Origin of the sequence: Klebsiella sp. G-Nf4, assembly GCF_002810615.1 — a bacterium.
Taxonomy (GTDB): Bacteria; Pseudomonadota; Gammaproteobacteria; order Enterobacterales; family Enterobacteriaceae; genus Klebsiella; species Klebsiella variicola.
The window spans coordinates 538,575-562,119 of the sequence record NZ_PION01000001.1 but is presented as its reverse complement, the minus strand read 5'-3'; the positions used below and the strand labels follow the sequence as shown (position 1 = coordinate 562,119).

The window sequence follows — 23,545 nt, the reverse complement described above, 5'->3', positions numbered from 1 at the left end:
CTTCACCCAATAACCCGAAGAGGCTCCGGGCCGGTATTTATAATATAAATGCCTGGAGCGATGGCAAACAGACGTTTTTTGACGATCAGCGAGGAATGATTCAATAGTAACAGGCTGGAGCAAGCCTGTTTTTTTTCCATTCTTCAGGATCGTGGCCGGGTATGAATACCGCATGATATCGCTCGGTAAGCTGACGCAGCTTTCGCACTGACTGAGCGACATCAGTAGCTGACGTCATTAGCCCCGGGAGCGCCTTCTCATGGTAATGATCTAAGGTATAAGCCGCATCAATCGCTAGCGTAAAATTTGTACCACCGGGTAAGCGGATAAGAAAAGATTGATGGCCCGGTGAATGCCCTGGGGTGAAAATACACTGCAGCGTGCCATCACCGTAAAGGTCATAGTGATCATCAGACAACCCGTTCAGAAATAGCCAGTTAAGTTGGGGACGATCGAAATCGCGTCGGCAATAGGCTCCTGACGTAAACCAGTCAGGGGCAAAGGCATATTCATACTCTTGCCTCTGAACAACATGCGTAGCATGGGGGAAGCGACCAATCGCTCCCGTATGATCCGAGTGCAAATGGGACAGGACCACATAGCGGATATCCTCAGGGGCAATGCCAATCCTCTTAAGTTGTTCTACGCAAGCCTGTTCTTCTGACATCACCGGTTTAAACTGCTCTACAGCACTTCCCCAATAACCGCTGGGATCTTTCAATCCTTCGACAGCCAGACCGCCGTCAATCAGGGCAAAACCATCCGGATGGGTCAGCAGAAACCAGGGGACAGGGATCTCATAATGCTCTCCCACGCCCTGATTCATCCGGATATGCTGATATCGACAATGCTGTGTTCCTGACTGGAACATAAAAAGCTTGATCTCTGACATCATTATTTTCCAACAATAAATCAATTAAATAGATTGAAATTTAGCCTGACTCAGCCTTGAGTCTGGATTTTTCATCATTTCGCAGGAAAGCAGTAGATGCCTGCCCCCACTTACATTTATCGGTAAAGCCAATATAATTGGTGAATGGATCTCTTCTCAGCAATGCGCATATTTATCAGGGTGGTTGAACGGGGCAGCATGTCGGCTGCAGCCCGCGATCTCGGCATTGGCCAGCCCGCCGTGAGTGAAAGAATAGAAAAACTGGAAGCTCATCTTGGGACACGTTTGCTTAGGCGCAACACGCGTAATATGTCTCTAACGCACAGCGGTAACGTGTTTTATGAGCGAAGCAAAACGGCCATTCAGGCAGCAGAGCATGCTCTTTCTGTGAATGAAGGAAATCAGGGGTTGCAAGGCAAAATTCGTATTGCCGCGCCCTATTCCGCCGGAGAAAGCTTGCTGATGCCTGCATTGTTGCAGCTTCAGAACGAGCATCCGGCGCTGCAGGTCGATGTCATTTTTAACGACCGCGTCATCGATCCCGTCACCGAGGGGGTCGATTTATCACTGAGGTTAGGTGATGTCTCCGAAGGCTTTTTTGTCGCACGTCCGCTTGGCGCCGTGTGCAGAGTGCTAGTGGCCTCTCCGGCTCTGCTGGCGAAAATGGGTCATCCTGACTCGCCGGAAGCGCTGACAGATTATCCATTTGCGGCTGTTTCCGGTGTATTCGCCAGTAATCGCATTCAATTGATCGCTTCCGAAGATCAACTCATTAATGTTCCCGTCAATATTCAATTTCAGTCCACGCACTGGCGCAGTGTCCTCTCCTGGTTATTAGCGGGACATGCCATTGGTGTTTTGCAAAGTCCGGTTTGCAGAAAAGAAATGGAAGACGGCGCGCTCATCCCCCTCTTAAGCCACTATCCGATCCCGCCATTTAGTGCCTGGTTGCTCCATCCACCGGCTGGGATGATGTCGTATGAAACGCGAATTTGTGCCCCTCTGCTGGAGGGGTATCTCAAAGGTTTGTTGCTTGAGCCGGCCGGCTGAATGGAACAGCGCCTCCCTGGCGCGCTGAAGATGGCCTCTTGTTAATGATTCAATCTCTGATGCATGAAATCAATAAGCGCTCTTGTTTTTGCCGGCAAGTAACGCCGATCTGAATACAGAGCGAACAATTGCAAGGGGGCTGCCGATTGTTCAAATTCAATCTCGATTAACCGCCCATCATCAATATAGGGTTGGCAGGCTTGTTTCGATAGAATGGCAAAACCGACACCTGAGATGGCCGCTCGCCCTGCCATCTCTCCGCTGTTGACCCGATAACGACCGTTAACCTTAATCGTCTCGAATCCGCCCTTTTTATTCACAAACTGCCAGGGAGCACCTTTAAGCGCATTCACCGTTGTAATACAGGGTAATTCTTCAAATTGCTGTATACGAGAAGGCGTGCCATAACGCTGGATGACGGAGGGGGCCGCAACGATGGTGCAAGGGATCGTCACCAGATGACGGGCGATGTAGTCACTGTCATCCATCTGACCACGGCTAACAATGATAGCTAAATCCAGGTCATCTCGCAGGGATTCATAACCCGACAAATTTGTGACGCAACTTATCTCCAGATCCGGATGCTGACAGGCGAAATCAGCAACAACAGAGCCCAGCAGTGCAGGACCGATTTCATTGGGAATACAGATACGTAATGGCCCCTTGAATTGCATTTGTCGCAACGTTAATTCGGTTTCAGTTTGCTCAAGTGCTTCCAGTAATGGCTTCGCCCGGGTATAGAGTAGATGCCCCGCCTGTGTGAGTTTCATATGTCGGGTACTGCGTTCAATGAGCTGAAGATTCAGTTTGTCTTCTAACTGAGAAATGCAACGGCTCACATTTGATGTCGGCATTTCCAGGGCTTTCGCTGCCCCCACAAAACTGTCTCTTTCCACCACAGCAATGAAGATTTTCAGCGCATTAAAGTCCAGGACTGGCCGCATCAACTATCCCACATATGATAATAATGAGTGCCATTTTTACCATCTAATCGACAAGTTTGATAGCAGTTAAGCTAGGATATCTTTCATCCACAGGTCGCTTGCTATGCCACTGGTCACCACAACATTTAATCAAAAGACGCTCATTCGGATTGCAATGGTAATCGCTTTTGTCCAGTTTACTAATGCGCTGGAATATATGATGTTCAGTCCTGTTTTTACATTTATGGCTGCAGATTTCGCTGTTCCCGTCACCTTCTCAGGCTATGTATCCGGTATGTACACATCTGGAGCCGTCCTGTCGGGAATTATCGCCTTTTACTGGGTTGACCGTTGCAATAAGAAGCGTTTTTTAATCGCTAATATGGTACTGCTAGCCATGGCGACACTGTTGACGACATTGACCACCAGTTTTCCTCTTCTTCTTACATTGCGCTTCTTAGCAGGACTGGTTGGCGGTACGACAATGGCTGTGGGGATCACTATTTTGATAAACCACACACCGGCTGACTTGCGCGGAAAAATGTTGGCGACGGTGATTGCGTCATTTTCGATGGTCAGCATTGTGGGGATGCCCGCTGTGTTATTTTTGTGTACTCATTACGGTTGGCATGTCGCGTTGTGGTTAATCTGCACACTGTGTTGGTTGGCATTGCCACTGATCGTCTCCATCATCCCTCAGGATCCCGTCACTTTCGACACATCCCACGCGCTGCCCCTCGATGTAGATACTTTACTGTTTGCTTCCGGTAATGCGCTGGTACAGTTTAGTCCAATGCTGATCATTCCTGTTCTGGCGCCATTAATGACGCAGCTGTTGGGGGCTTCTCAAGGTCTGCTGCCCTGGTTGTTCTTCGGCGGGGGGCTGGCGGGGTATCTGTCTACCAGAATGACAGGCGCATTAACCTCTCGTTTTTCTGCTTTGAGTGTGGCGACCGGGTCAACCCTCGTTTTTATCCTGAGCTTGCTAATACCCCTCCTGGGCTATCCGCATCCGGCGCTATTTATTACGTTATTTCTCGGCGCAGCTTACAGTCGTCTGGTGTCATCGTCGTCGGTGACGATTCAGTTTCCTGATAACAACCAACGAGCGGGATTCTCTTCATTACAAACAGCCATGATGTATCTGATGACAACTGCCGCATTTTTCCTGTCTGCTTTTTTGTTACCTGACCATCGCATGGCGCTACAAAATATGTACACGCTGTTGGCGGTATGTGCAATTACCGCATCAGGAACCCCAATTATTGTCATCATTTTGCAAAAGAAACTGGCTAAGCGTACGTTCGCGCCCGATCGTTACAGCACTGAGTAGTACTCCACGGGTTGCTCATTTTTTAAGACAAAAACAGGGGCATACGCCCCTGCTTGACTATCGGCGGCTCATGGCCAGCTTCGCGGCAAATACCAGAAACAGGCAGCCGGTTGTCCGATCCATCCATTTCACCACAGCTGGTTTTTTGAGGATGCCGGCGGCATAGCGAGTGGCAGAAATCAGCGTTAATGACCACAGCGTCCCAATCAATACATGGATGGTGACCAGGAGAAAGGTCCAGCTGATGGGTGAATGCCCGGCGGGGATAAACTGGGGCAAAAACGAAACGTAGAAGACACCCATTTTGGGATTAAGCGCATTCCCCAACATCCCACGCAGGAACCAGTTACTTGTGGAATTGGATTCGGCCGGGTGGGTGTTAAATTGCTGGCGTGGGCGCAGGAGCAACTGGATGCCCAGCCAACAAAGGTATCCTGCTCCGCACCATTTCAATAAGGTATAAGCCAACTCAGAAACCGCCAGTAGCGCACCTAAACCAAAGGCCACCAGCGCGCCCCAGATAAAGCATCCAAGATCAATGCCTAACGCGGCATGCAAGGCTTTGCGTCCACCTTCAGCGGTCGCCGTGCGGAGAATAAGAGCAGTATCAAGACCTGGCGTCAGGGTAAGCAGTGTAGCAGCGAGGGTGTAAGCAAGAAGTGAATCAGTGACGAGCATTTCCTGTCTCCGAAAGAGATAAGGCTACTGAAGCGCTCACATTTTTGCAACAACAATGTTCACCCTGCTCCACTTTTACCCAGGCGTCTACCTGACGCAAATCAGCCCATAACTAAGGACCCCTCGGTTATGGGCTGATTTGCAGGACTAGCTCAACGCCATTGATAAAATAATACAGGGGTAAGTTAGCTCACTTTAATATCATCAAGGTCGATATCCTCTTCTTCGTGATCATGAGTAACCAGCACATCACGCGGAATATCTTTTTTGATGACAGCATAAACCGTGGCGGTAACAACAATATTCACCAGCAGGGCCATAATGCCAGCCATCGGGTGTGACATGGTGGGGATCATCAGTACCCCACCAAAAGGCACCGTGGCATCTGCACCATACACCATGGTGACTGCGCCACCGCACGCGCCACCGATGGCCGCGGCGGCGATACCGCGGACGATATCGTTCATGACGATCGGGATAGAGCCTTCAACGATATTAACAATCCCCATTGGAACCGCCGATTTTAAGGTTTCCACTTCTTCACTGTTATAGATGTTCTTACGCAGAAGCTTAGCAATGAAGAAAGCCAGGCCGAAACCAATAGGCGTTGCGGTGTTAACTAACTGAAGCGCGGTAATCGGCTCATTTATTCCCTGCGCCTGCAGCGTGAGAACGAAGGCAAAGCATGTCTTATTAAGCGGGCCGCCAAAGTCAACAATACACAGAGCGCCTATCACTGCGCCCAACACAAGATTCGATGACGTGCCCATACTTCTCAGGAAAGATGTCAGCGCTTCCGTAAAGATACCGATAGGCGTACCAATGATATAGACCATAATCAGGCAGCTGATAATGGAGGCAAAAAAGGGCACGATCAACGTTGGCATCAAACCGCGAGCCCAGTCAGGCACCTTGACGTTTTTAATGATCGCCAGCGCGATATAGCCGGCAATGTAGCCACCGATCATCCCGCCGATAAAGCCTGCGCTGATGGTGTTCGCCGCCAGCCCGACAACAAATCCTGGTGCGATGCCCGGCTTGCCAGCAATCGAGCCGGAAATCCCCACCGCAATGACTACCGGCAACAGCCCAAGCGCCTTAGCGCCCAGAGTGGCCATCGCCTGCCATAAATCAAATTGCCCCAGCGTTAACGTGTCCTGCACCGTTCCACCAAGCCCCATACCGATGGCAATAATAAACCCAGCACCACAGACAATGGGGATCAGAAATGAGATAGCGGTCAGCAGATGTCCTTTAGGATTTGCTGCTTGCCATATTTGTTTTAGAGACATAAATTACGCCCTTAAGTATAGAATCAGCAGGCCGAAATAAAATTATGAATTGACTATTTCACTGAGTTTTTCAATCAGCTTATTGGGGGATTTCACTGCCGTTTCCGTGGCGACTTTGACCACTTTCTTACCCGCAAACCGTTCTTCTCCCGTCACTTTAACATCCGCGGCAAGCAGAACAATATCTGCCATGGCAATCTCATCAGCGGTTAACTGATTCTCAATGCCGATGGTCCCTTGGGTCTCGATTTTAACGTTATGACCGGCTTTTTTGGCGGCTGTTTCAATTTTCTTTTGAGCAATATAGGTGTGTGCAATCCCCACCGTACAGGCGGTAACTCCGACAATATTCATCACGATTCTCCGTTAATTCATTTAATAAGATATAAAAGAATGTTAACAACTACATATTACGCATCGGTGCTTTCAGTTTCAGAATTGAAAAGCGCAATGATTTTATGTGGATCAGATTCAGCCAGTAATTTAGCGATAATGTCTTCGTCGGCCAGTGACCCGGACACTTGCGCTAACAGGCGAATATGAGTGGCATTTTGATCCACCAGGCAAACCGCAAATAAAATAATACAGCGAACATCGCTGCCATCCATGGTCTCCCAGGGAATAGTATGTTGCGTGCGTCCGATAGCTAATGCGGTACGGGAAACACCGGAAGATTTGCCATGCGGGATCGCAATATGATTTTCAAAACCGGTAGAGCCTTGCTCCTCACGTAACCAGACATCACGAATAAAGTCCTCCTTATTAGTCACCGCACCATCCTGTACCAGTAAATCGGTGAGTTCTTCTATCACCTCTTCTTTCGTTCTGGCGGTCATATTTAACTTGATGTTTTTAACATTAAGCACTGTCGAAATATCCATAATTCACCCGCATTCATATAGAGTGGTCGTTGAATAACAGACCAGGCATCGCTGGCGTGATGCAGGTCTTTTAATTTTTTTATATGCTGTGGTTCGTAAAAAAATTAATTAGGCAGCGACGGTTTCACGCTGGAAAATCTCGATCATTCTGTCCCATGCCTGGCTGACATCCTCATGGAGAGAAAACAGACCCGATGTCCCTACGATAAAGACATCCACGCCGGATTCGGCAATCTGGCCAAACGTTTTTGCATTGCAGGAGCCATCAATTTCCGTCAGATAGTGATAGCCATTGTTTTTGCGCATACTGATGAGCTTTCGTATCTTGTTCAGCGACTCAGGAATAAACTTTTGTCCGGCATAGCCCGGATCAACTGACATGACCGTGACTTTATCCAACAGGTGCGCATATTCAGCAATACTTTCAGCCGGTGTCGCCGGGTTCAACACCACCCCGCATTGTTTGCCCGCATCCTTGATCTGATTCAGCAGGCGGAATATTTTGTTATTCGCCGTCTCGGGATGAAAGCTGATGATATCGGCGCCGGACTCGAGACACATGGGAATGATATCTTCCGGATGATTCACCATCAGATGAACATCGATGGGAACGGTAGTGATTTTTTTCAGGTTCTCAATAAAAAAGGGAGACAGCGTGATATTGCGGACGTAATTACCATCCATTATATCGACATGATAAAAATCCGCTCTTTTATTCATTGCCGTGATCTGTTCTTTGAACAGCGTTAAATCCATGCACATCAGTGAGGGTGAAAATTTCGCGCTCATAAGCCACCTCCGATAATAAATAGTTAGTTAAACATTGCGATAATATGCCCCAGAACGATGCCGACAACGCCAAAGTCTGCATCGCCAAAGGTTGTAGAACCCAGGCCCATGTCTCCCATCATTGGCAAAAGGATGGCCGGCAGGAACGAAATGAGCAGGCCGTGGGCAAATGCCCCCACCACTGCCCCGCGACGTCCGCCAGTGATGTTGCCGTAAACGCCAGCCGTTGCCCCGCAGAAGAAATGAGGAACCAGCCCTGGAACGATGACGCTCAATCCGAAAAGCGGGCAGAGAAACATGCTGACCAGGCCCGCGACAAAGCTTGCGAGAAACCCGACGATGACGGCATTTGGAGCAAAGGGAAACACCGTAGGGCAGTCGAGCGCCGGCTTCGCATCTTTCACTAATTTGTCTGCAATACCTTTAAACGCTGGCACAATCTCGGCAATCACCATCCGCACACCGGCGAGGATGATATAAACCCCCGCAGCAAAAGTGAGGGACTGAATAATGGCGAAGATAATAAAATTCTGACCGGCACTCAGTGTCTCCTCGACAAAGGTTTTGCCCGCGACGACCACCAGCACAAGGAACAGAATCATCATGGTGAGAGAGATGGCCACCGACGAGTCGCGAAGAAAATTGAGTGACTTAGGCACTTTAATTTCTTCAATCGAGGGGCTACCTTTCCCGACGACTTTGCCCACCAGCGCGGAAAGCAGATAACCAATAGAGCCAAAATGGCCGAGAGCCAGATCGTCGGTATTGGTAATTTTACGGGTAAACGGCTGCAAGATCGCCGGAGAGATCACCATCATCGCGCCGAGAATCACCGCCCCGATGGCCACCACCCAACCACCCGACAAGCCCCCGACTGACAAGATCACCGCCAGCATCGCTGCCATATAGAGCGTATGGTGGCCCGTTAAAAAGATGTACTTTAATGGCGTCAGACGCGCCAGGGCGATATTGATCAACATGCCCAACACCATGATTGTGGCGGTTTCCGTGCCATAATTCTTCTGCGCCAGCGCGGCCATCGCGTCGGTGTTAGGGACGACCCCCTGAATATGAAATGAATGTTCAAACAGCTGGCTAAAAATGGTTAATGTATAGGCAATGATACCGGCGCCTGCCGTTAAAATAACAAAGCCCATGATGGTTTTCAGTGTTCCTGAAATAACATCTGAAATTCCTTTTTTTTGCAACAGCAGACCGATCAGAGAAAACAATCCAACCAGAATTGCCGGTGTCCCTAACACATCATAAATAAGGAAATGAAGCATATTAAACTCCACGGTTCAGAAAGCCGTTGCTTAAATGTGTTCTGCTAAAATCTCTTTGATTTTATTGTTGTCGAGTAAATTACTTAATCCAACAACCTTTGCGGAATGACCAACTAAATGTTCGGCAATATCGTTGGCGCTCAGAATAAGGTCCGCCGTTTCGCTTTTCGCTGACGTCAGGTCGGTATGCGCGACTTCAGCCTCTTTATTCATTTCGGCAAGAATTTTTTTGACATTCATTTCAACGATAAAGCTGCTGCCTAAACCATTGCCGCAGACGATGAGTATTTTTTTCATTCTCTTTTCCTTCAGTCAATAACAGCCTGAATTGCCTTAATATCATCGGCTTTTAACAATCGTTCTAGCTTTTGCTGATCGCTAAAGAGTTCTGCCAGTTCACCGATCATCGTGATATGTTCATTCCCGGAACGAGCGCATAGCATAATAACCACGTATACCGGGTCGTTCTCCGTTGAGCCAAATGATATGCCCTCTTTAATATGAAGGAGCGATAATCCATTCCTCAATGCACCTTGTTCAGGGCGGGCATGGGGCATTGCTAATCCCGGGGCTAATAGATAATAAGGCCCAAGTTCTTCATGGCTTTTCAAAATCGCCTCAATATAGTGCTCTGCCATATACCCCTGCGCCAGCAAAGGTTCTGCTGAGAGTCGAACGGCATTTTTCCAGTTATCTATTGAGTTAATGACATTAATTTTATCCGGGGTTAACCAGTCTCTAATCATATGCACTCCCGAGGGGTCCCATGTGCTGAACTATAAACAGCTAAATAAAATGCAACTGTGATACACCTCCCAAAGTTAGCGCTAACAAGCAAAAATGTTAAAAAATGCGTTACCGCTAACACTGGTTATAATGTGCTTTCCCCCTCGCTGTGGTAAGTTATAATGTGTATCAACGATTTACTTTTGTTACTTTTTATTTTTCAAACGGTTGGTGATCCTGGTGAAGAGTCTAGACGCAGACAATAGCCCGAAAGAAAAACGTCGTAAGGGAACTGGGAAGATAACCCTGACCGAAGTGGCTGAGTTTGTCGGCGTGAGCGCCATGACCGTCTCGCGTGCGCTGAGAATGCCTGAAAAAGTCAACCCTGACCTTCGCGACCGTATTGATGCGGCAGTCAGTCAACTCGGCTATGTCCCCAATCTCCAGGCGCGTAATCTGGCGTCGGTCCATTCCGATCTCATTCTGGCCGTCGTCCCCACCTTCTCTTCACCAGGTTTTTTGCCGGTGTCGGAGGCGTTACAAAAGATCCTGACTGAACGCGGCTATACCATGATGTTTATGGAATCCGGTCATGACGGACAAAGCGAACAAAAAACGTTTGAAAAAATGCTCGCCTATAACCCGGCAGCGATTATTCAGTTTAATATCGACACCATTGAGAGCTGTACCCAGCTGCTGGCCAACGTAGATGTGCCTATCCTGGAAATTGGCGCGTTAAATACGCAGTCTGTTGGCATGTGCATCGGTGTGGATTACGGTAAGGCTGTGAAACAGATCGTGACCCACCTGGCGGACGCCTCATTAAAAAATATCGCGTTACTGTGTACCCCGGCCAACAATACAATGTTTCGCCAGCTCCTGAGCGGCTGGAATACGGCGATGCTGGCCCTTAACCGTTCTCCGCATCGGGTAGTGACCACTCATTTGCCTTCCACCATTGCCACAGGGGTGAATATTTTCAAGGATATGATGATCACCTGGGGCGATCTGGATGCGCTAATTTGCACATCGGATGAAATGGCGTGTGGATGCATGATGGCCTGCCACAGCGCCGGGATCAAAGTGCCCAATACCGTAGCCATTGCGAGTTTAGGCGGCGGGGTATTATCGACAGTCTGTTCCCCTGCCCTGACAACCGTTGAATTTCCCTGGCATGACATTGGGGTGAAGGCCGGGAAAGCGCTTCTCGACCTGCTCAACGATAAGCCTTGTGAAAAGTTTATTGAAATTCCGTCAGTACTCAAAGTCCGGGCCAGTACCGCGGTATAACCGCCATCCGTGGCTTGCTCTATCGGCCCCCCCCGTTTATCGCTTCAACTCGTCCTGCCACAGCGGGGATGACGCCAGCTGCTGGCATACCGCGTCGATAAATACCCGGGTCTTGGCGGGAACCAGCGTGCCGGGCGGCATGAGGGCATAAACGCTGACCCGCGCCGCGCTGCGCCAGTCGGGCAGCACGCGGACCAGTTCCCCGCGCTGCAGGGCCTGATTAACCATCCACCCCGGCAGCAGTGCGATCCCGGTTGCGCGAATGACCGCCGTCAGCAGCGCTTCACTGATATTGGTGGTGAGGGGGCCGGCTGGCGTCACCTGGATATGCTCCCGACCATTCTCGAGGATCCAGTAGGGCCAGTCCGGATGGCTGGTAAAGCCAAGACACCGATGGGCCGCCAGTTGCTCAGGATGAGTCGGTTCACCGTAGCGTTGCAGATAGGCCGGCGAAGCAATCAGCTGGCTGCGAAATGCCCCCAGCTCGCGCCCGGTTAAAGTACTGTCCCGCACGTTTCCCAGGCGGATCACCGCATCAAACCCCTCCGCGACAATATCGACCCGTCGATCGAGAAAATGGGCATCAAGGCGAATATCCGGATACGCCTGCAGGAAATCAGGAAACATCGGGGCAATCAGCTCCCGGCCAAAGGTCACCGGCAGCGAGACCCGCAACGTTCCCTGCGGGGTGGCAGCAAAGTCCCCGACTTCCCGGCTGGCGGCGCTGAGCTCATCCAGCGCCGTGCGGGCGCGCTGCAAAAACCAGGTTCCGGCTTCAGTCAGCGTTACGCTGCGGGTGGTACGCACCAGCAACCGGACGCCCAGTTTTTTCTCAAGGTGGCTGACCCGGCGGGAAATCACCGATGCATCCCGCTCCAGCCTGAGGCTGGCCCCGATAAAACTCCCTGCCTCAGCCACACAGACAAACGCCATCAGCTCATCAAAATCATCGAACATGATTCCTGCACCCTACACATTAATCATTTGCAAATAAGGCTGATTATCAGCGATCTTTTCGGCTATTAACATAGCGGCTCTTCAACTTACAGTGAGAGAAGCCTATGAAAACGTTTTTGAGTATTGGGTCCGGTCCTGGTATGGGAATGGCGACCGCCTCACGGTTTGCCGGTGAGGGATTCCGGGTGGTGCTGTCCTCTCGCAATAAAAGCAATGTGGCGGCACAGGCCGACCAGCTGAGAGCGGCAGGATTTGCCGCGGAAGGCCGCGTGGCGGACGCCAGCGATATCACCAGTATCGCGGAACTCATTCGCGAGGTAGAGGTGGAAACCGGCGGCGTGGATGTGCTGCATTTCAACGCCGCGGCCATGCATGACGGTAATCTGGAGACCCAGTCGGTGGCAGGCTTCATCGAGGATCTCACCACCAATATTGGCGCGGTATATGCCGCCATCAAAGCGGTCTCTCCGCGGATGGCCGCGCGTGGAGAAGGCGCGATCCTGCTGACTGGCGGCATGTTTGCCACTCAGCCCCACCCGGAGTATCTGACGTTGAGCGTCGGCAAAGCCGGGCTGCTTAACCTGACGCATGGCCTTTTCCCGGTATTGAAAGCGCAGAATATTCATCTTTCCATCGTGACGGTGGGGGCCTACGTCACGCCGGGCTCCGCCGAAGCCCGGGACATTGCCGATCTGTTCTGGCAGCAATACCGCCAGCCATCCGCGCAATGGACAGCGGAAGCGTTTTATCCCGCCCCACACCATCAGTAACCTTCCCCGGCCGTCGCCTGGCGTCCGGGAGCCATCGCCCGGACGTGTGGGAAAAAACGTCATCCATCGCTTGCTTTCCCTGTCACCTCGGATCAGGATACGACGATATTCATGGAGGCTATGTGATGAAATATTTTATCGGTATGGCGGTAGCGTTATTGTTGAGCACGCCGGTGCTGGCGGCGGGCGAGCTTGAGATTAACCAGTCTCCCCTGACGCTGGTGCTGAGCGACCAGAATCAGGCACGGGTCTCTTCCTGTGCCGATTTCATTGCGCTGCGTAAAGCGGGAGAGACCGTCGATGCGCTGCCCGGACTTTCCGACCCGGATGGCCGTGCGGCGGAAGCGGCGTTATTCTCCTGCTGGCTACAGGCCTACACCATCGATCACACGTTATTCCCCACTGCCGCGCCGAAACCAACCCTGGCTGACGTGGTTCAGCACTTTCCTGCCAGCGCGGCGTTTATCGTCAGCGATGACGAAAAGCAGGACGTCGCCAAAAACTTTGTGGGGAAAACCATCGCCGACTATACCCCGGACCTGAAAGCCAGGGACGATCGTCTGGAATCAGCGGCCAGCGCCAGCGGCTATGTGCTGGATGAGTATTATGCGTTTACCGATAAGCAAGGGCACCAGCTCAACATCGTCGCTCTGGTGGGCTACGCCATCGGCGGTACGGCAAGCGTGAAAAGCTACTATCGCATCGATGACACGCACGCCCGCGTCTGGAGCGTCACCCTGCTCGATGAGAACAGCCCGCTGTAAGCAAGGGTTCCCTCTGCGGCGCTACCGCAGAGGGTGTTCCGTTTACCTGGCCAGCCACTGACGCCAGCCGCCCCAGGCGGTGATCTCCGTGGCATCCCCCAGCCCGGCGGCTTCGCAGATAAAACCCGTCACCCAGCGGCCATCGGCCAGCTCAACCTGTCCCAGCCCCAGCGGCGCGGGAATAGCGGCCAGCAGTGACCCCACCTCGGCGCTGGGTATCTCCCACACTTCCAACGCTATCGCGGCCCCGTCGCGCTCGTCACGCACCATCGCCGGGCGCTTGCCATCCGCGAGGGCGTACAAACGATAGCGTGGCGCGCTGTGGGTCGCCTGCAGCAACCGACCGCCCCGCGCCAGCAATTGACCGTTTAATGGCAGACCGGCCAGATGCGCACCGCATACCGCCAGGGCCATCCGGTCATGGCCTGCGGGATGCGCAGGCGGCGGGCTTTCCAGCCGCGCGCCGCCAGCCAACGGCAGCCGCTCCGCGCGCTGGAAGGCGTCGGCCAGGCTCAGCAAATACTGATCGGTAAAGGCCCGGCCAAACAGCGTGACGCCGGAGGGCAATCCGTCAGGCATAAACCCGCATGGCACACTCACCGCCGCATAGTCCAGCAGGTTCATAAAGTTGGTGTAGTAGCCCAGATCGGCGTTGCGGGCGATCGGCTCCGCCGCCAGCTCGTCGAGCGTCACCGGGCGCGGAAAGGTGGGCGTCAGCACGCAGTCCAGCGTATCAAGGATGGCATCGCACTGCGCTTTATACCCCTGCAGCTGATACATCGCCTTAAAGGTCGCCGTCGCGTCGATATCAGGCGCTTTCGCCAGCACGTCGCGAATCACCGGCAGCACGGCATCCGGCTGCTGCTCAATCAGCGGTCCGGCCACCGCATAGCGTTCAGCAACCCACGGTCCGTCATACAGCAGGCGGGCGGCGGCCAGAAATGGCGCGAAATCGATCGCTACCGGCACGCCGCCGAGCGCCGTCAGCCGCTGCACGGCCTGGGTGAACAACGCTTCGCTGGCGCGGCAACCGAGGAAGTTCAGCGCCTGCGGGACGCCAAAGCGAAACCCGGCGGACGGCCTGCCAAAGGCCTGCCGGCTGTTCCACTGAGGATTGCGGCGGCTGTAGCTATCCTGCGGATCGGTCCGGGCAACCAGCGCCAGCAGCTGGCTGGCCTCGTCGGCGGTAGCGCTGAAAAAGGTCACACAGTCCAGCGTGCGACAGGCAGGGACGACCCCGGCGGTGGAGATCAACCCTTTCGTCGCTTTCAGCCCCACCAGGTTATTCAGCCCGGCCGGAACGCGACCGCTGCCAGCGGTGTCGGTCCCCAGCGCGAAGCTGGCGACACCCAGGGCTACCGTCAGCGCGGAGCCGGCGCTGGAGCCACCGGAGGGGTAAGCCGGGTGATACGCGTTGCGGCAATGTCCGTACGGCGAACGGGTTCCGTTCAGGCCGGTGGCAAACTGATCGAGATTGGTTTTGCCCACCGGCACCGCTCCCAGCGCAATCAGCTGCGCGACAATGGTCGCGCTTTGCGTCGGTCGGTATGCAAACGCCGGGCAGGCAGCGGTCGTGACGATCTCCGCAAGGTCAATATTGTCTTTGATCGCGAACGGCACGCCGTACAGCGGAAGCGTCTCTGGCGAATGGCCTTCCAGCGCCGCGAGAAACGGCGCCTGCTCTGCTTCGCTCAGGAGATGGATAAACAGATTAAATTCGGGATTCAGCGTTTCCGCCCGCTGGCGGATCGCCGCCAACAGCGCCCGCGGGGTGGTGTTGCCGTTACGATAGTTCGCCGCCAGGGTCGCCAGGCGTAAATCAAACGTCTGCTGCATCATGCCTTCTCCTCAATAATAACTGCCACCCGTTGCCCGGCACGCACCGCGCTGCCTGGCTGCACATTGACCTGCTGAACCCTGCCATCGCACGGCGCCAGCAGCGGGATCTCCATTTTCATCGACTCAAGCACCACCAGCACATCACCGGCGCGCACCAGACGACCGGCCTCGGTCTGTACCTGCCACAAATTACCGGATACCGGGCTTTCCACCCCCTGCTCGCCCGGCTGCAGCGGCGCATCGCCCGCTTCTTCTGCCGCGCTCTCCTTGCTGTCGAAATGGGCCTGGCCGCTGGCGATCCAGCGATCGCGTTCGGCGTTAAACGCCCGTTGCTGATGGTCGCGAAATGCGTCAATGCTCTGCGCCTCGCGAGCGAGAAACTGTTGGTACTCCGCCAGCCGCAGCGTGCTGTGTTCGATGCGCAGCGGATAGCGACCGAGCGGGAAATCGCGGCGAATCTCCAGCAGTTCATCGGCCGAAACCGGATAGAAACGCAGCTGGTCGAAAAAGCGCAGCAGCCACGGCTTGCCGGCAAAATCGGCCACCTCGTGATAGCGATTCCACATCTGCAGAGTGCGGCCGACAAACTGATAGCCGCCCGGACCTTCCATGCCGTAGACGCACAGATACGCCCCGCCGATGCCCACCGAGTTTTCCGCCGTCCAGGTTCGCGCCGGGTTGTACTTGGTGGTGACCAGCCGATGGCGCGGATCAAGAGGCGTGGCCACTGGCGCGCCGAGATAGACATCGCCGAGGCCCATCACCAGATAGCTGGCGTCAAACACCGTGTTCCATACGGCCTGCTCATCCGGCAGATCGTTTATCCGGCGAATAAACTCGAGGTTGCCTGGACACCACGGGGCGTCCGGGCGGACGGTGGTCATATATTTGTCGATCGCCTTGCGGCAGGCCGGATCGTCCCAGGAGAGCGGGAGATGCACGACACGCGTTGGAACCTGCAGATCATCGCTCATGCAGACCGTGGCCCACTCCCCGCTGACCCACGCCAGCAGGGTCTCCAGCGCCAGCGTTTCCGGCTGGAAATGCAGCTGCAGCGAGCGGATCCCCGGCGTGATATCGATGATCCCTTCCCGGGCTTGCCCTTCAAGGGCCTGCATCAGGGCATGGATGCGAAAGCGCAGCACCAGATCCAGCTCCGCCTCACCGGCCTCCAGCAGCAGATGGGTATCGCCGGAGAGGCGCGCCACCAGGCGTTTGTCGGCGTCACCGCAGGTCATCACCACCGGCGAGGTGAGCGGCACAGGCTGCCAGGCAACGTCCTGCGCCTGCAGGGTCGCCAGCTCCGCGCGACGACCAGCCGCCAGCCGCCGGGCGGTGGAGACGTCCACCGCCACAAAGCGCACTTTATCCCCCGCCTTAAGCTGGCCCAGTTGCCAGAGATCGGCTTCGATAACCGTGACCGGACAGACGAAGCCTCCGAGGCTTGGGCCATCCGGCCCGAGGATCACCGGCATATCGCCGGTAAAATCCACGGCCCCCACGGCATAGGGGTTGTCATGAATATTCGACGGATGCAGCCCGGCTTCGCCGCCGCTGTCACGGGTCCAGACCGGCTTGGGCCCGATCAGGCGCACGCCGGTGCGGCTGGAGTTAAAATGTACTTCCCAGTCGGTGGCAAAAAAGGTCGCCATATACGCCGGGGCAAAGAACTCCGGCGCGCCGTGGGGACCATAAATCACCCGCAGCGTACGGACGTCCGTCAGCGCGGTGCGCAGCCCTGCGGGAAGCGCCGCGCCTTCCGCTGACTCAGCCAAAGGCGCAAGATGCAGTACGTCGCCAGCGCGTAGCGCCCGTCCGCCGTGGCCGCCAAACTGGCCGAGGGTAAAGGTGCTTTTACTGCCCAAATAATCCGGTACCTGAATACCGCCGCGCAGGCAGAGATAGCTTCTGACGCCTGGTCCGTTTATTGCCCCCAGCCTGAGGGTCGCCCCCGCCGGAATAGTGAATACGCGGTCCATGTCCTGCCCGGCGCCATCAAGGGTCACGGCCAGCGGCGCACCGCAGACCACCGCCTGTACGGCGGTATTGAATTTCAGGGTGGGTCCGCTAAGGGTGATCTCCAGCGCGGCGTCGCCCTCGGCATTGCCCAGCAGACGGTTGCCCAGGCGCAGCGCCCGGTCATCCATTGGGCCCGAGGGCGGGACGCCCACCGCCCAGTACCCCAGACGTCCCGGATAGTCCTGGACGCTGGTCTGGGTGCCGGCGCTCAGAACCTCCACGGTATCGGCCCGGTAGCGCAATTGCTCCAGGCAGCGGGTCCAGGGTTCTCCGGCGGTAAACGGTGCAAAGCCGAGGATCTGCTGCAGGTATAAGCGGTTGGTTTCGACGCCATACAGGCGGGTCTCCGCCAGGGCCTGCGCCAGGCCGGCGATTGCCTCATCGCGCCTGGGGCGCCAGACGATAGCTTTCGCCAGCAAGGGGTCGAAAAACGGCGGCACTTCACATCCGGCTTCCACCCAGCGGTCGATGCGCAGCGTGGCGCCGTCCGCCGGCGGAAACCAGACGTCGGTTAACAGTCCAGGCGAAGGCTGAAACTGGCGGCCAGGATCTTCGGCGTAAATTCGCGCCTGAATGGCATGGCCCCGGGGTTGTAGCCCGGCGGCCAGCTCGCTCAGCGGCGGTAAATCCCCTGCGGCCAGGGCGATCATCCAGCGTACCAGATCCACGCCCCACACCTGCTCCGTCACGCCGTGCTCCACCTGCAGGCGGGTATTGACCTCAAGGAAATAGAAGCGCTGCGCCGCACTGTCGTAGACAAACTCCACCGTCCCGGCGCTGCGGTAGTTCACCGCTTTCCCGAGAGCAATGGCCGCGCTACACAGCGCCTGCGCCATCCCATCCGGCAAATTCGGCGCCGGGGTCTCTTCAATCACCTTCTGGTTACGCCGCTGCAGCGAGCAGTCGCGCACGCCGAGGGCGATAACCTCCCCCTCACCGTCGCCGAAGATCTGCACCTCCAGGTGACGGGCGCGTTCGATATATTTTTCGAGAAACACCCCGGCGTCGCTGAAGTTGTTTTGCCCCAGCCGCTGCACCGTGGCAAAGGCCTCGCTCAGTTCGCGGGCGTCGCGGCAGACGCGCATGCCAATCCCCCCGCCGCCCGCCGTGCTCTTGAGCATCACCGGGTAGCCCACCGCCTCAGCCGCCCGGCAGGCTTCCTCGCTGTCGGCCAGCAGTTCACTGCCTTCCAGCAGCGGCACGCCCTCCGCCTTCGCCAGCGCGCGAGCGGTATGTTTCAGGCCGAAGGTACGCAGCTGTTGCGGGGTCGGGCCAACAAACGCCAGTCCCGCCGCCTCACAGGCTTCGGCGAAGGCGGCGTTTTCCGACAGAAAGCCGTAGCCGGGATGGATGGCGCGGGCGCCGCTCTGCAGCGCGGCGGCAATGATCTTCTCTACCACCAGATAAGTTTGCGCTGCCGGGCCCGCGCCAAGGCTGAGCGCTTCATCCGCTTCGCGGACGTGCAGACTGCTCAGGTCGGCTTCGGCGTAAACGGCAACCCCCTTCACCTGCATGGCGCGCAGGGTACGTAAAATGCGGCAGGCTATCGCCCCGCGGTTGGCAATCAGTAAGGTATCAAACATAAGCGGAACTCACAGCGTAGCGGGTCGTCCCGCAACAATTCGTCTTTCCCTGAGGTCGTCCCCGGGGGAACCGGCGCTTAAACGTGGCGCGTCGGCGTGTGATTCAGGCGGTCGGCGCGAACGGCGAACAGCCGAAAGGCCAGCAAACGCCAGCGCTGCCAGCGGGTCAGTTCCATACCAGCACCTCGGCGGGGGTCGGGTTCCAGCCGTTGCAGGGATTGTTGAGCTGCGGACAGTTAGAGATCAGCACCATGGCGTTACACTCCGCGCGCAGTTCAACGTATTTTCCCGGCGCCGAGATGCCATCCGCAAAGGTCAGACCGCCCTCCGGCGTCACCGGCACGTTCATAAAGAAGTTAATGTTGGCGCCGATATCGCGCTTATGCAGGCGGCCATCGTGCAGACAGGCGCAGAGAAAATTGTCCCGGCAGCTGTGCATATAGCGCTTGTCGAGGGCGTAGCGCACGGTGTTGCTCTCCTGGGCGCAAGCGCCGCCGAGGGTATCGTGCCGCCCGCAGGTATCGGCCACGATGGTCATCAGCGGATGGCCGAGGTTGGAATAGAGCACGCTGCCGGCGGTCAGGTAGGCGTTCCCCTGGCGACGCAGCGTGCGCTGCGCATCGTAGCGCTCGCGCGGGTTGTCGGCGTTGTAAAACAGGGTATCAATCGCCTGATTGCCTTCGAGATCGAGCAGGCGCAGGGTTTGCCCTTTTTTAACCTCAAACAGCCAGGGTTCCCCGGCCGGGATCACATGGCGATAGACGGCCTCTTCCGGGCGTCGGTTACTGGTGATAACGGTCATGAACGCCTCCTTACAGGGCAAAAAGTTGGGTATTACGGAACGCGCGCTGATTCTCATCGCGAGTCAGGAGCGCCTGGATGGCCGCGTCCTCATCGTCGGCCTGATACCAGCTCAGCTGCACCGGACGGGGCGCATATTCTGTGGCCGGATCCTGGGGATGCGGCAGCGCGGTGAGCACCAGCAGGACGTCCATCGGGGCAAACAGCTCAACGTAATCCCCGGCGCGACTGTTGCCGGCAACAAACTGGAAACGGCCCTCGTCATCGACGGTGACTTTGCTGAAGAAGTTGACCACCATCAGCAGATCTTCCAGGCCGAGATCCCATTTACCCATCTCCACCAGCAAGTTATCGACGCCGTTGCGGTAGAAGCCATTACGTAATTCCTGGTAGCGTCCGGCGCCATATTTGTCGTGTGTCTCTTCGGCGTTAAGGACCCCGCCGAACGGATCGTGCCAGCCGCAGCTGTCGGCGACGATCCCGGCCAGCACCCGGCCCATATCGGAGTAGAAACAGTGTCCGGCGGTCAGGCGCGCGGTATGCTGGCCCTTGAGGGTATCCGGCAGGTTCAGACGCTCACTTTTCTCATGGGGGTTGAGCATCATCATGCTGACGTTCGCCCCGCCGTCGATATCGGTCAGGCGCAGGATCTGCCCTTTGCGCAAAATCAGCGAGGTGTGCGCCCCGCCGGGAAGCCGCTCTTCGCGCAGGCTGGGAGTGGCGTGAAAAAGTACGGTCATCAATTTATCTCCTTAATGCGTAAACGTTGGTGTCGCTACCGGTGGCCAGCTGCGCCATCCGCGCCTCATTGAGCGGAATGTCGTAGGTAATGCGCGCTCCCCAGGCGTTAGGCGCCTGCGGATCGATGCGCACTTTGTCGAACACCAGCAGCCGGGTGCCCAGGTTGAAGCCTTCGGCCAGGTCGTGGGTGACCATAAACACCGTCATGCGCGTTTCGCTCCACAGCTGGAGCAGCAGCGCGTGCATATCCTTGCGAATGCCAGGATCCAGCGCGCCGAAGGGCTCATCGAGCAGTAGCACCCGCGGCTGCATCACGAACGCCTGGGCGATGGCCAGCCGCTGTTGCATCCCCCCGGACAACTGCGCCGGGTATTTATCCAGAGCGTGCCCCAGCCCCACTTTCTCCAGCATGTGCTGTGCCTGTTGCCGGGCCTCGCGTTTTCTGCCGCCAAACAGGCGCCCCAGCAACGGGGACGCCGGCAGCTCCAGGCCGATGGCGACGTTATCCAGCACGTTGAGATGCGGAAACACCGAATAGCGCTGGAAAACCACGCCGCGGCTGCGATCCGGCTCCGCCGCCAGCGGCTGGCCATCGAGCAGGATCTCGCCACGGGTCGGTTTTTCCTGACCGAGCAGCAGGCGTAAAAAGGTCGATTTACCACAACCGGACGCGCCGACCATCGAGCAAAACTCGCCCTCTTTCACCTGCAGATTGATGCGCTCCAGCACCACGTGGTCGCCGTACTCCTGCCAGATGTTTTTGATGTCGATAAAACTCATCCCCGGCCTCCTTCCGCCCACGGGAAACAGGCCTTGTGCAGCTGGCGCAGCGCCAGATCCATCAGCCATGCCAGCAAGGTGATCCAGATGACATAGGGAATAATCACGTCCATCGCCATATAGCGCCGCACCAGGAAAATGCGGTACCCCAGCCCGGCGGTAGCGGAGATGGCCTCGGCGGAGATCAAGAACAGCCATGCCGAGCCCAGCAGCAGGCGCAGAGAGGTGATCAGCCGCGACAGCAGCTGGGGAAGCACCACCCGCAGCACCAGGGTCCAGCTATTGGCGCCGAGGGTCTGCGCTTTTATAAAAAGCTCCGCCGGGATCTCCTTCGCCCGCTGCTCCAGGTCGCGCGCCAGCATTGGCGTAATGCCGATGACGATCAGCATCACTTTCGACAGCTCATCGAGGCCGAAGACGATAAACAGCACCGGCAGGATCGCCAGCGGCGGGATCATTGACACCACCGTCAGCAGTGGCGACAGCGCCGCGCGGTACATCGGGAAGACGCCGGCGGCGATGCCGATACCTAGGCCGATCAGCGACGAGACGGCCAGGCCCGTCAACAGACGACTCAGGCTGATCAGCGTATCGGCCCACAGCAGATACTCACCGCTGCGTTTGTCCGGGGTGAACGCCATCCGGTCAATGGCTGCCACCATCTGCGACAGGCCTGGCAGCAACTTGTCCTGCGGATTGGCTTCCAGCCGCACCGCCGATCCAATAAACCAGGCGGCGATCAGCACGACAAAAGGCAGCAGCATCAGCGTCAGGCGCATCCCCTTTTGGGGATAACGGTTAATGTGGCGCATGGCGTGGTCTCCCGGCGGTAATCATTACAGCTGGCCCGCGGCGGCCAGCTTCAGGTAGCTGTCGTCAAAGCGCAGTTTGCGGTTGGCGGCATCGCCGAGGGTGACATTTCCCGGGAAGGTCATACCGATAAAGTCCGCGCTCTGCGCCCCTTCACCCAGCAGGCCTTTATCGAACGAGAACTGCGCCACTCGCTGCATCGTTTTCGCCAGATCCGGCGAGGAGATAAACGCCAGGGTGTCGGCAGGCGTCCAGAACAGATGGGTTGTTTTCAGCTGTGCCTGGTAGCCGGCAAGATCGGTGCCGGAGTCGGCGGCCATGGCGCTCAACGCCTGAGTATCCCCGGCCTTCATTTTGGCCATCATTTCAAACCACGCGCCGGTCAGGGCTTTGCCCAGCGCGGGGTTATCTTTCAGGGTCTGGGTATTCACCACCATCATGTCGATAAGCTCGCCAGGCACCTGTGAGGAGCTAAACACCTCGCTGGTTTGCGGGGTCTTTTTGATAACCGACAGCTGTGGATTCCAGGCCACCGCCGCCCGCACGCCGCTGGTGCCGAAGGCCGAGACGATATCGGCATCGGAGGTATTCACCACCTTGACGTCTTTTTCCTGCAGCCCGGCTTTTTCCAGGCCGCGCACCAGCAGATAGTGGGATACCGACAGTTCCGGGAGATACACCGACATCCCTTTCAGGTCGCTGAGCTTTTTATCCGCCCCTTTCAGGACCACCCCATCGTTACCGTCGGAGTAGCTGCCGGTGATCAGCGCCGTGCTGTCGACGCCGCCCGCCGCCGGGATCGTCAACGCGTCCATGTTGGTCATCGTGCAGCCGTCAAACTGCCCGGCGGTGTACTGGTTGATGGATTCGATGTAATCGTTGAGCTGGACGATATTGATCTTGATGCCGTATTTGCTGGCCCATTTATCAATGATCTTTTCGTTACTGATGGTTCCCCAGGGCATCCAGCCGGCGTAGATGGTCCAGCAGACGTTGAACTCTTTTTTGACGGCGGCAAACGACGGGACGCTGGTCAGCAGCGTCAGCGACAGGACAAGTGAGCGGAGGAGCGGCGATGTTTTCATGGTGGACCTCTGGTTAGCACGAGAAACGGAGCAGCGCGACACCCAACGGTGCTGCTGTCTCCCGGGCTTTTATCCCGCCGTGTAACCTCGCCGAGGTCGCCAGCTCTCGGACCAGACGTTCACCGCGGTGAACCGGAACCCTAGCCAGCTATTGTGTGATCTGAATTGTCTGTTGCGCTGCTTTCTGCCGATGTTCTTGCAAGCGCCATGCCAGGAGCCAGAGGCCGCTCACAGCCGCGTTTCGCCGCCAGCGGGC

At 56.1% G+C, this 23,545-nt stretch carries 23 protein-coding genes and 1 riboswitch; of the genes, 5 read left to right on the top strand and 18 right to left on the bottom strand.

Annotated elements, in window-relative coordinates:
* Nucleotides 1-100 precede the first annotated feature (100 nt).
* Nucleotides 101-895 (bottom strand): N-acyl homoserine lactonase AhlK, encoded by a 795-nt coding sequence (ahlK, locus tag CWM57_RS02780; protein WP_165784127.1) that lies wholly within the window; start codon nt 893-895, stop codon nt 101-103.
* A gap of 159 nt (nt 896-1,054) precedes the next feature.
* Between ahlK and CWM57_RS02775 the strand changes: the two genes are divergently transcribed.
* Nucleotides 1,055-1,942 carry a LysR family transcriptional regulator gene (locus tag CWM57_RS02775; RefSeq protein WP_100675577.1) on the top strand — a complete coding sequence of 296 codons (888 nt, stop codon included), beginning with the start codon at nt 1,055-1,057 and terminating at the stop codon, nt 1,940-1,942.
* Nucleotides 1,943-1,983: 41 nt separating this feature from the next.
* Here the strand turns inward: CWM57_RS02775 and CWM57_RS02770 are convergent, their stop codons facing one another.
* Nucleotides 1,984-2,886, bottom strand: coding sequence for a LysR family transcriptional regulator (locus CWM57_RS02770; protein WP_100675576.1), 903 nt, complete (start codon nt 2,884-2,886; stop codon nt 1,984-1,986).
* Nucleotides 2,887-2,989: 103 nt separating this feature from the next.
* On the opposite strand from CWM57_RS02770, the gene CWM57_RS02765 reads away from it, so the two are divergent.
* Nucleotides 2,990-4,198 (top strand): MFS transporter, encoded by a 1,209-nt coding sequence (locus CWM57_RS02765; protein ID WP_100675575.1) that lies wholly within the window; start codon nt 2,990-2,992, stop codon nt 4,196-4,198.
* A 57-nt stretch (nt 4,199-4,255) separates the two neighbouring features.
* On the opposite strand, the gene CWM57_RS02760 is transcribed toward CWM57_RS02765, so the two are convergent.
* The 8 genes from CWM57_RS02760 to CWM57_RS02725 all read right to left on the bottom strand — a co-directional run bounded on the left by CWM57_RS02760 (nt 4,256) and on the right by CWM57_RS02725 (nt 9,870).
* Nucleotides 4,256-4,876, bottom strand: coding sequence for a LysE family translocator (locus CWM57_RS02760; protein ID WP_100630462.1), 621 nt, complete (start codon nt 4,874-4,876; stop codon nt 4,256-4,258).
* Nucleotides 4,877-5,061: 185 nt separating this feature from the next.
* A complete protein-coding gene (locus CWM57_RS02755; protein WP_100630464.1) occupies nt 5,062-6,168 on the bottom strand; it encodes a PTS fructose transporter subunit IIC in 1,107 nt (368 codons plus the stop codon).
* 42 nt (nt 6,169-6,210) lie between these two features.
* The gene (locus tag CWM57_RS02750; RefSeq protein ID WP_004179922.1) at nt 6,211-6,522 is read right to left on the bottom strand and encodes a PTS fructose transporter subunit IIB; all 312 of its coding nucleotides are present in this window, start codon (nt 6,520-6,522) and stop codon (nt 6,211-6,213) included.
* 56 nt (nt 6,523-6,578) lie between these two features.
* A complete protein-coding gene (locus CWM57_RS02745; protein ID WP_100630466.1) occupies nt 6,579-7,049 on the bottom strand; it encodes a PTS sugar transporter subunit IIA in 471 nt (156 codons plus the stop codon).
* Nucleotides 7,050-7,157: 108 nt separating this feature from the next.
* Nucleotides 7,158-7,838 carry a D-allulose 6-phosphate 3-epimerase gene (alsE, locus tag CWM57_RS02740; protein WP_074385833.1) on the bottom strand — a complete coding sequence of 227 codons (681 nt, stop codon included), beginning with the start codon at nt 7,836-7,838 and terminating at the stop codon, nt 7,158-7,160.
* 23 nt (nt 7,839-7,861) lie between these two features.
* The gene (locus CWM57_RS02735) at nt 7,862-9,124 is read right to left on the bottom strand and encodes a PTS ascorbate transporter subunit IIC (protein ID WP_012968204.1); all 1,263 of its coding nucleotides are present in this window, start codon (nt 9,122-9,124) and stop codon (nt 7,862-7,864) included.
* Between the two features lie 30 nt (nt 9,125-9,154).
* Entirely contained in the window at nt 9,155-9,421 is a 267-nt protein-coding gene (locus tag CWM57_RS02730) for a PTS sugar transporter subunit IIB (protein ID WP_100675574.1), read from the bottom strand.
* A gap of 11 nt (nt 9,422-9,432) precedes the next feature.
* Nucleotides 9,433-9,870, bottom strand: coding sequence for a PTS sugar transporter subunit IIA (locus tag CWM57_RS02725; protein WP_032733050.1), 438 nt, complete (start codon nt 9,868-9,870; stop codon nt 9,433-9,435).
* A 217-nt stretch (nt 9,871-10,087) separates the two neighbouring features.
* On the opposite strand from CWM57_RS02725, the gene CWM57_RS02720 reads away from it, so the two are divergent.
* The gene (locus tag CWM57_RS02720; RefSeq protein ID WP_032730998.1) at nt 10,088-11,140 is read left to right on the top strand and encodes a LacI family DNA-binding transcriptional regulator; all 1,053 of its coding nucleotides are present in this window, start codon (nt 10,088-10,090) and stop codon (nt 11,138-11,140) included.
* A 36-nt stretch (nt 11,141-11,176) separates the two neighbouring features.
* On the opposite strand, the gene CWM57_RS02715 is transcribed toward CWM57_RS02720, so the two are convergent.
* On the bottom strand, nt 11,177-12,097 hold the full coding sequence (locus CWM57_RS02715) for a LysR family transcriptional regulator (protein ID WP_074385831.1): 921 nt from the start codon (nt 12,095-12,097) through the stop codon (nt 11,177-11,179).
* Nucleotides 12,098-12,201: 104 nt separating this feature from the next.
* Here CWM57_RS02715 and CWM57_RS02710 point away from each other — a divergent pair, with 104 nt between their 5' ends.
* A complete protein-coding gene (locus tag CWM57_RS02710; RefSeq protein WP_100675573.1) occupies nt 12,202-12,867 on the top strand; it encodes an SDR family NAD(P)-dependent oxidoreductase in 666 nt (221 codons plus the stop codon).
* Between the two features lie 125 nt (nt 12,868-12,992).
* The gene (locus CWM57_RS02705) at nt 12,993-13,631 is read left to right on the top strand and encodes a hypothetical protein (protein WP_074385829.1); all 639 of its coding nucleotides are present in this window, start codon (nt 12,993-12,995) and stop codon (nt 13,629-13,631) included.
* A gap of 42 nt (nt 13,632-13,673) precedes the next feature.
* Here the strand turns inward: CWM57_RS02705 and atzF are convergent, their stop codons facing one another.
* The 7 genes from atzF to CWM57_RS02670 form a co-directional block, all read right to left on the bottom strand.
* The gene (atzF, locus tag CWM57_RS02700; protein WP_100675572.1) at nt 13,674-15,470 is read right to left on the bottom strand and encodes an allophanate hydrolase; all 1,797 of its coding nucleotides are present in this window, start codon (nt 15,468-15,470) and stop codon (nt 13,674-13,676) included.
* Nucleotides 15,467-19,072: an urea carboxylase gene (gene uca, locus CWM57_RS02695; RefSeq protein WP_100675571.1), complete on the bottom strand. Its 3,606-nt coding sequence runs from the start codon at nt 19,070-19,072 to the stop codon at nt 15,467-15,469. Before uca ends, atzF begins: the two co-directional genes overlap by 4 nt.
* Nucleotides 19,073-19,238: 166 nt before the next feature.
* Nucleotides 19,239-19,874, bottom strand: a complete 636-nt coding sequence (locus CWM57_RS02690) for an urea amidolyase associated protein UAAP2 (protein ID WP_074385826.1) — start codon at nt 19,872-19,874, stop codon at nt 19,239-19,241.
* A 10-nt stretch (nt 19,875-19,884) separates the two neighbouring features.
* Nucleotides 19,885-20,613, bottom strand: coding sequence for an urea amidolyase associated protein UAAP1 (locus tag CWM57_RS02685; protein ID WP_008804847.1), 729 nt, complete (start codon nt 20,611-20,613; stop codon nt 19,885-19,887).
* Nucleotides 20,614-20,617: 4 nt separating this feature from the next.
* Nucleotides 20,618-21,394 (bottom strand): ABC transporter ATP-binding protein, encoded by a 777-nt coding sequence (locus CWM57_RS02680; RefSeq protein ID WP_049165167.1) that lies wholly within the window; start codon nt 21,392-21,394, stop codon nt 20,618-20,620.
* On the bottom strand, nt 21,391-22,206 hold the full coding sequence (locus CWM57_RS02675) for an ABC transporter permease (protein WP_023297641.1): 816 nt from the start codon (nt 22,204-22,206) through the stop codon (nt 21,391-21,393). Before CWM57_RS02675 ends, CWM57_RS02680 begins: the two co-directional genes overlap by 4 nt.
* A gap of 24 nt (nt 22,207-22,230) precedes the next feature.
* The gene (locus tag CWM57_RS02670; protein ID WP_043875259.1) at nt 22,231-23,289 is read right to left on the bottom strand and encodes a putative urea ABC transporter substrate-binding protein; all 1,059 of its coding nucleotides are present in this window, start codon (nt 23,287-23,289) and stop codon (nt 22,231-22,233) included.
* Nucleotides 23,290-23,345: 56 nt separating this feature from the next.
* Nucleotides 23,346-23,444, bottom strand: a riboswitch (guanidine-I (ykkC/yxkD leader).
* Between the last annotated feature and the right edge of the window lie 101 nt (nt 23,445-23,545).

What these genes read in the sequence shown, in the direction of transcription:
- ahlK (WP_165784127.1), bottom strand. Translation starts at nt 895, where the DNA reads ATGATGTCAGAGATCAAGCTTTTTATGTTCCAGTCAGGAACACAGCAT.
- CWM57_RS02775 (WP_100675577.1), top strand. Translation starts at nt 1,055, where the DNA reads ATGCGCATATTTATCAGGGTGGTTGAACGGGGCAGCATGTCGGCTGCA.
- CWM57_RS02770 (WP_100675576.1), bottom strand. Translation starts at nt 2,886, where the DNA reads ATGCGGCCAGTCCTGGACTTTAATGCGCTGAAAATCTTCATTGCTGTG.
- CWM57_RS02765 (WP_100675575.1), top strand. Translation starts at nt 2,990, where the DNA reads ATGCCACTGGTCACCACAACATTTAATCAAAAGACGCTCATTCGGATT.
- CWM57_RS02760 (WP_100630462.1), bottom strand. Translation starts at nt 4,876, where the DNA reads ATGCTCGTCACTGATTCACTTCTTGCTTACACCCTCGCTGCTACACTG.
- CWM57_RS02755 (WP_100630464.1), bottom strand. Translation starts at nt 6,168, where the DNA reads ATGTCTCTAAAACAAATATGGCAAGCAGCAAATCCTAAAGGACATCTG.
- CWM57_RS02750 (WP_004179922.1), bottom strand. Translation starts at nt 6,522, where the DNA reads ATGAATATTGTCGGAGTTACCGCCTGTACGGTGGGGATTGCACACACC.
- CWM57_RS02745 (WP_100630466.1), bottom strand. Translation starts at nt 7,049, where the DNA reads ATGGATATTTCGACAGTGCTTAATGTTAAAAACATCAAGTTAAATATG.
- alsE (WP_074385833.1), bottom strand. Translation starts at nt 7,838, where the DNA reads ATGAGCGCGAAATTTTCACCCTCACTGATGTGCATGGATTTAACGCTG.
- CWM57_RS02735 (WP_012968204.1), bottom strand. Translation starts at nt 9,124, where the DNA reads ATGCTTCATTTCCTTATTTATGATGTGTTAGGGACACCGGCAATTCTG.
- CWM57_RS02730 (WP_100675574.1), bottom strand. Translation starts at nt 9,421, where the DNA reads ATGAAAAAAATACTCATCGTCTGCGGCAATGGTTTAGGCAGCAGCTTT.
- CWM57_RS02725 (WP_032733050.1), bottom strand. Translation starts at nt 9,870, where the DNA reads ATGATTAGAGACTGGTTAACCCCGGATAAAATTAATGTCATTAACTCA.
- CWM57_RS02715 (WP_074385831.1), bottom strand. Translation starts at nt 12,097, where the DNA reads ATGTTCGATGATTTTGATGAGCTGATGGCGTTTGTCTGTGTGGCTGAG.
- CWM57_RS02710 (WP_100675573.1), top strand. Translation starts at nt 12,202, where the DNA reads ATGAAAACGTTTTTGAGTATTGGGTCCGGTCCTGGTATGGGAATGGCG.
- CWM57_RS02705 (WP_074385829.1), top strand. Translation starts at nt 12,993, where the DNA reads ATGAAATATTTTATCGGTATGGCGGTAGCGTTATTGTTGAGCACGCCG.
- atzF (WP_100675572.1), bottom strand. Translation starts at nt 15,470, where the DNA reads ATGATGCAGCAGACGTTTGATTTACGCCTGGCGACCCTGGCGGCGAAC.
- uca (WP_100675571.1), bottom strand. Translation starts at nt 19,072, where the DNA reads ATGTTTGATACCTTACTGATTGCCAACCGCGGGGCGATAGCCTGCCGC.
- CWM57_RS02690 (WP_074385826.1), bottom strand. Translation starts at nt 19,874, where the DNA reads ATGACCGTTATCACCAGTAACCGACGCCCGGAAGAGGCCGTCTATCGC.
- CWM57_RS02685 (WP_008804847.1), bottom strand. Translation starts at nt 20,613, where the DNA reads ATGACCGTACTTTTTCACGCCACTCCCAGCCTGCGCGAAGAGCGGCTT.
- CWM57_RS02680 (WP_049165167.1), bottom strand. Translation starts at nt 21,394, where the DNA reads ATGAGTTTTATCGACATCAAAAACATCTGGCAGGAGTACGGCGACCAC.
- CWM57_RS02675 (WP_023297641.1), bottom strand. Translation starts at nt 22,206, where the DNA reads ATGCGCCACATTAACCGTTATCCCCAAAAGGGGATGCGCCTGACGCTG.
- CWM57_RS02670 (WP_043875259.1), bottom strand. Translation starts at nt 23,289, where the DNA reads ATGAAAACATCGCCGCTCCTCCGCTCACTTGTCCTGTCGCTGACGCTG.